4 protein-coding genes are annotated in these 5,485 nt (G+C 62.2%); 2 read left to right on the top strand and 2 right to left on the bottom strand.

The annotated features are described in order from the left end of the window. Nucleotides 1-120: 120 nt before the first annotated feature. Nucleotides 121-1,818: a long-chain-fatty-acid--CoA ligase FadD1 gene (gene fadD1, locus ACK1U9_RS02440; RefSeq protein WP_046614682.1), complete on the bottom strand. Its 1,698-nt coding sequence runs from the start codon at nucleotides 1,816-1,818 to the stop codon at nucleotides 121-123. Between the two features lie 358 nt (nucleotides 1,819-2,176). Continuing rightward, entirely contained in the window at nucleotides 2,177-3,865 is a 1,689-nt protein-coding gene (gene fadD2, locus ACK1U9_RS02435; RefSeq protein WP_108481280.1) for a long-chain-fatty-acid--CoA ligase FadD2, read from the bottom strand. 219 nt (nucleotides 3,866-4,084) lie between these two features. On the opposite strand from fadD2, the gene ACK1U9_RS02430 reads away from it, so the two are divergent. Both ACK1U9_RS02430 and ACK1U9_RS02425 read left to right on the top strand, forming a co-directional pair. After that, nucleotides 4,085-5,029, top strand: a complete 945-nt coding sequence (locus ACK1U9_RS02430) for an alpha/beta hydrolase (protein WP_108481281.1) — start codon at nucleotides 4,085-4,087, stop codon at nucleotides 5,027-5,029. Nucleotides 5,030-5,063: 34 nt separating this feature from the next. After that, the coding region (locus ACK1U9_RS02425; RefSeq protein WP_449109682.1) for a MaoC family dehydratase at nucleotides 5,064-5,485 on the top strand (422 nt) is incomplete at its 3' end.

Raw genomic sequence — 5,485 nt, 5'->3', positions numbered from 1 at the left:
GTCGCGAAAGGGTCGCAGAGCGGCCCCAGGGTCTCAGCTGTGATGCTGAAATTGCCGGGGCCGCTTTGCGGCCCTTTCGCGACACAAGGCCGCTCCCACACTGAGCGTGCAGGGCTCTGATCAGGCGATCTTCTTCAAGCCCTGTTTCTTCAGCTCTTCATCGCGCAGTTCGCGGCGCAGGATCTTGCCCACGTTGGTGGTTGGCAGCGCATCGCGGAACTCGATCTGGCGCGGGACCTTGTAGCCGGTGACGTTGGCGCGCATGTGCTCCATCACCTGTTCCTTGGTCACGGTCATGCCCGGCTTGACCACGATGAACACCTTGATCACTTCACCGGACTTCTCGTCCGGCACGCCGATAGCCGCGCACTGCAGCACGCCCGGCAAGGCCGCCAGCACATCTTCCAGCTCGTTGGGGTACACGTTGAAGCCCGAGACCAGGATCATGTCCTTCTTGCGGTCGACGATGCGCATGTAGCCGTCCGGCTGGATCACGGCGATGTCACCGGTCTTCAGCCAGCCATTGCTGTCGAGGATCTCGGCGGTGGCGTCCTCGCGCTGCCAGTAGCCCTTCATCACCTGCGGGCCCTTGACGCACAACTCGCCCACCTCGCCCAGCGGCAGCTCGTTGCCGTTGTCGTCGATGACCTTGCACAGGGTGGACGGCACCGGAATACCGATGGTGCCGACCTGGTTGGCTTCCGCCGGGTTCACCGCGGCCACCGGGCTGGTCTCGGTCATGCCGTAGCCTTCGCAGATGGCGCAGCCGGTCACGGCTTTCCAGCGTTCGGCCACGCTCAGCTGCAAGGCCATGCCGCCGGACAGGGTGATCTTCAACGCCGAGAAGTCCAGAGCACGGAACGCCTCGTTGTTGCACAAGGCAACGAACAAGGTGTTGAGGCCGACGAAGCCGCTGAACTTCCACTTGCCCAGCTCCTTGACCATGGCCGGCAGGTCACGCGGGTTGCTGATCAGCACGTTGTGGTTGCCGATCAGCATCATTGCCATGCAATGGAAGGTAAAGGCGTAGATGTGGTACAGCGGCAGCGGGGTGATGAGGATTTCGCAGCCTTCGTGCAGGTTGGAGCCCATCAGCGCCCGGCACTGCAGCATGTTGGCCACCAGGTTGCGGTGGGTCAGCATCGCGCCCTTGGCCACACCGGTAGTACCACCGGTGTACTGCAGCACCGCCACGTCGTTGGCCTGTGGGTTCGCCTCGGTCACCGGCTGGCCCTTGCCCAGCGCCAGTGCATCGTTGAAACGTACGGCACGCGGCAGATTGTAGGCCGGCACCATCTTCTTCACGTACTTGATCACGCTGTTGATCAGCAGGCGCTTGAGCGGCGGCAGCAGGTCGGCGACTTCGGTGACGATGACGTGCCTGACCTGGGTCTTGGGCACCACCTTCTCGGCCAGGTGGGCCATGTTGGCCAGGCACACCAGGGCCTTGGCGCCGGAGTCGTTGAACTGGTGTTCCATTTCCCGTGCGGTGTACAGCGGGTTGGTGTTGACCACGATCAGCCCGGCACGCATGGCACCGAAGACCGCCACCGGGTATTGCAGTACGTTAGGCAGCTGCACGGCAATACGGTCACCCGGCTTGAGGTCGGTATGCTGCTGCAACCAGGCGGCAAACGCCCCCGACAGCGCATACAGCTCGCCATAAGTGATAGTCTTGCCCAGGTTGCTAAAGGCCGGTTTGTCGGCAAAGCGTTGGCAGGATTGCTTGAGTACCGCCTGGATATTGGGGAATTCGTCAGGATTGATTTCCGCCGTAATCCCGGCTGGGTACTTATCCTTCCAAAAATGTTCGATCATGGAAGCCCACTCCTTCAGCAACAGCGAAGTTCGATTCACGCGTCGATGCGCTTATTATTGATATGAGATGACGGCTCGTTGCAAACCGGATCATCTGAAAGCGGGCCGAGAGTAACAGCTTTGCCTGGGGTCGCCTAGAGGCCAAAACAGGCCTCACGGTCACAAAAATGACTCAATGAACAATACAGGTCATTTTTAGAGTAATTATCCAAAATGTCGCAGATCGGGCTATAAATAGCTTGTTAGAGCGGTTTCACGGCATTCGCGGGCTTGCCCGCTCCCACAGGGACCTCACGGTTCTCAAATGCTGTGCAGTACCTGTGGGAGCGGGCAAGCCCGCGAAGAAGCCAACCCGGTATCAAGCTATGTCGCGCAGCTCCCGCCGCAGGATCTTGCCCACCGGCGTCATCGGCAACGACTCGCGCAGCACGATGTGCTTGGGCACCTTGTAACCGGTGAAGTTGGCCTTGCAGTAGGCCTTCAGCTCATCCACGCTCAGCCCGCCCTCGCGCGGCACCACGAACAGCTTCACCGCCTCTCCGGAGCGCTCGTCCGGCACGCCGATGGCAGCGCAGTTGGCAACCTTGGGATGCCCCATCACCACATCCTCGATCTCGTTGGGGTACACGTTGAAACCCGAGACGATGATCATGTCCTTCTTGCGATCGACAATGCGGGTGAAGCCGTCCGGGTCGATCACCGCGATGTCGCCGGTCTTGAACCAGCCCTCCGCATCCAGGGCCTGGGCCGTGGCCTCGGGCTGCTGCCAGTAGCCTTTCATCACCTGCGGGCCCTTGATGCACAGCTCGCCCCGTTCGCCCAGCGGCAACTCGTTGCCGTCATCGTCGATCACCTTGAAGGCGGTACCGGCCACCGGGATGCCCACCGTGCCCAGACGCGCCAGCTGGCCATAGGGGTTGGTGCTGGCCACCGGAGAGGTTTCGGTCAGCCCGTAGCCTTCGACGATGCGGCAACCGGTAAGCGCCTCCCAGCGTTCGGCCGTGGCCTTGACCAGCGCGGTGCCGCCGGAGTTGGTGACCTTCAGCGCCGAAAAGTCGAGCTGACGGAAGCCCGGGTGGTCCATCAGCGCGACGAACAGCGTGTTCAGGCCCAGCAAGGCGGAGAAACGCCATTTGCCCAGCTCCTTGATGAAGCCGGAAATATCCCGAGGGTTGGTGATCAGCACGTTGTGGTTGCCGGTGACCATCATGCACATGCAGTTCGCGGTAAAGGCATAGATGTGGTACAGCGGGAGCGGCGCGATCATCACTTCCTGGCCGTCCTTGATCAGCTTCTGCCCGTCCGGCCCGTGCTGCGAGAAGCAGGCCAGCACCTGCAGCATGTTGGCCACCAGGTTACCGTGGGTGAGCATGGCGCCCTTGGCCAGGCCGGTAGTGCCGCCGGTGTATTGCAGCACGGCGATGTCGTCCAGGCTCAGTGGCACCGCCTTGTGCGACGACTCGCGGCCCTGGCGCAGCACCTGCTTGAACTGCACCGCCTGGGGCAGGTGGTAGGCAGGTACCATCTTCTTCAGTTTGTCGACCACCGTGTTGACCAACCAGCCCTTGGCGGTGGGCAGCAAGTCGCCCATCTTCGCCTCGATCAGGTACTCGATGCCGGTATCGGGAAGCACCTCCTGCACGCGCTTGCCGAACATGTTCAGGTACACCAGCGCACGCGCACCGCTGTCCTTGAACTGGTGGCGCATCTCGCGCTCGGTGTACAGCGGGTTGGTGTTGACCACGATCAGGCCTGCGCGCAGGGCACCGAACACGGCGATGGGGTATTGCAGCACGTTGGGCATCTGCACCGCGATGCGGTCGCCCGGCTTGAGGTCGGTGTGCTGCTGCAACCAGGCGGCGAAGGCCGCCGAGTGGCGCTCCAGCTCCGCGTAGGTCAGGGTCACGCCCAGGTTGCTGAAGGCCGGGCGGTCGGCGAAGCGTTTGCAGGAGCGCTCGAACACCTCGACGACCGAGGTGTAGGCATTGATATCGATGGTAGAAGGTACGCCCGCCGGGCGCTTGTCATTCCAGAAGTCGGCTTGCATTTATTATTGTTCCTCTGCCTGGACCTGCTGTGAGTCCTGTAGTCCTTTCACCTGCCCGCCCGAAAGCGAAAAGGCGTTGATCCGACGTTAGCAGGTAAGCCCAAGGCGGCATATACGCCAAGTGCCGCCATTAACATTGTGAATCTTATTTGTGCCCTTCCTGCAATCCGGTCGGTTGTGCATACACTGTTCGGGTATCTGTGCGCACAAGGACCCGCCATGCCTCACGACGCCTTCTGGCTGCCCGCCAGCGAGCACTGCAGCCTGTATGTGCACCAATGGTTGCCAGCCACACCGGTAAAAGCCGTTGTGTTGCTGGCCCACGGCATGGCCGAGCATGCCGGGCGCTACCAGCACCTGGGCCATGCCTTGAGCGAGGCCGGCTTTGCCCTGTTCGCCGCCGACCAACGCGGCCATGGGCGCACCGCCGAACTGGGTAGCCTGGGCCTGTTCGCCCGCCATCATGGCTGGAATGCCGTGGTCAACGACCTCGGGCTGCTGGCGCAGCACATCGGCCAGCAGTACCCGTGCACGCCGCTGTTCCTGTTCGGCCACAGCATGGGCAGTTACATCGCCCAGGCCTATCTGCTGCACCACAGTGGCAGCCTGCATGGGGCGATCCTCAGCGGCTCCAACTATCAGCCAGCGGCGCTGTACCGCGTGGCGCGGTTGATTGCCCGGCTGGAAGCCTGGCGCCAGGGGCCGCTGGGCAAGAGCGCGCTGATCGAGTGGTTGTCGTTCGGCTCGTTCAACAAGGCCTTCAAGCCCAACCGCACGGCATTCGACTGGCTCAGCCGCGACCCTGCGCAGGTCGACCTGTACGTCAAAGACCCGCTGTGCGGCTTTCGTTGCAGCAACCAGTTGTGGCTCGACCTGCTACAAGGCTTGGCGCAGATCAGCCAGCCGAGTAACCTCGCGCAGATCGATCCGAACCTGCCGCTGCTGGTTATCGGTGGTGAATGTGATCCGGTCAGTGCCGGCAAGCGTCTCACCCACCTGGCCGACGCCCTGCGCGCGACCGGCAATCGACATGTACAGCTGCGCATCTATCCTGAGGCGCGACACGAAGTACTCAACGAAACCAACCGTGACGAGGTCACCGCCGATATTCTCGGCTGGCTCGAACAGGCACTGGCTCTAGGCCGCCCTGTGCGCAGTGAATGATAGCCGCCCTCGCCTACCGCTTAAGGAAGCCCCGATGTCCCAGGTCACCAACACGCCTTACGAAGCCCTCGAAGTCGGCCAGAAGGCCGAGTACAAGAAGTCCGTCGAAGAACGCGACATCCAGTTGTTCGCCGCGATGTCCGGTGACCACAACCCGGTACACCTGGACGCCGAGTTCGCTGCCAAGAGCATGTTCCGCGAGCGCATCGCCCACGGCATGTTCAGCGGCGCGCTGATCAGTGCTGCAGTGGCCTGCACCCTGCCTGGCCCTGGCACCATCTACCTGGGCCAGCAGATGAGCTTCCAGAAGCCGGTCAAAATTGGCGATACCCTGACCGTGCGCCTGGAAATCCTGGAGAAGCTGCCCAAGTTCAAGGTGCGCATCGCCACCAATGTGTACAACCAGAATGATGAGCTGGTGGTCCAGGGCGAGGCCGAGATCCTGGCGCCGCGCAA

The organism is Pseudomonas sp. XP1 (genome assembly GCF_053557675.1).
Note: the sequence above shows the minus strand (reverse complement) of the source record. Positions and strands in the feature narration are given on the sequence as shown.

What these genes read in the sequence shown, in the direction of transcription:
- fadD2 (WP_108481280.1), bottom strand. Translation starts at nt 3,865, where the DNA reads ATGCAAGCCGACTTCTGGAATGACAAGCGCCCGGCGGGCGTACCTTCT.
- ACK1U9_RS02430 (WP_108481281.1), top strand. Translation starts at nt 4,085, where the DNA reads ATGCCTCACGACGCCTTCTGGCTGCCCGCCAGCGAGCACTGCAGCCTG.
- fadD1 (WP_046614682.1), bottom strand. Translation starts at nt 1,818, where the DNA reads ATGATCGAACATTTTTGGAAGGATAAGTACCCAGCCGGGATTACGGCG.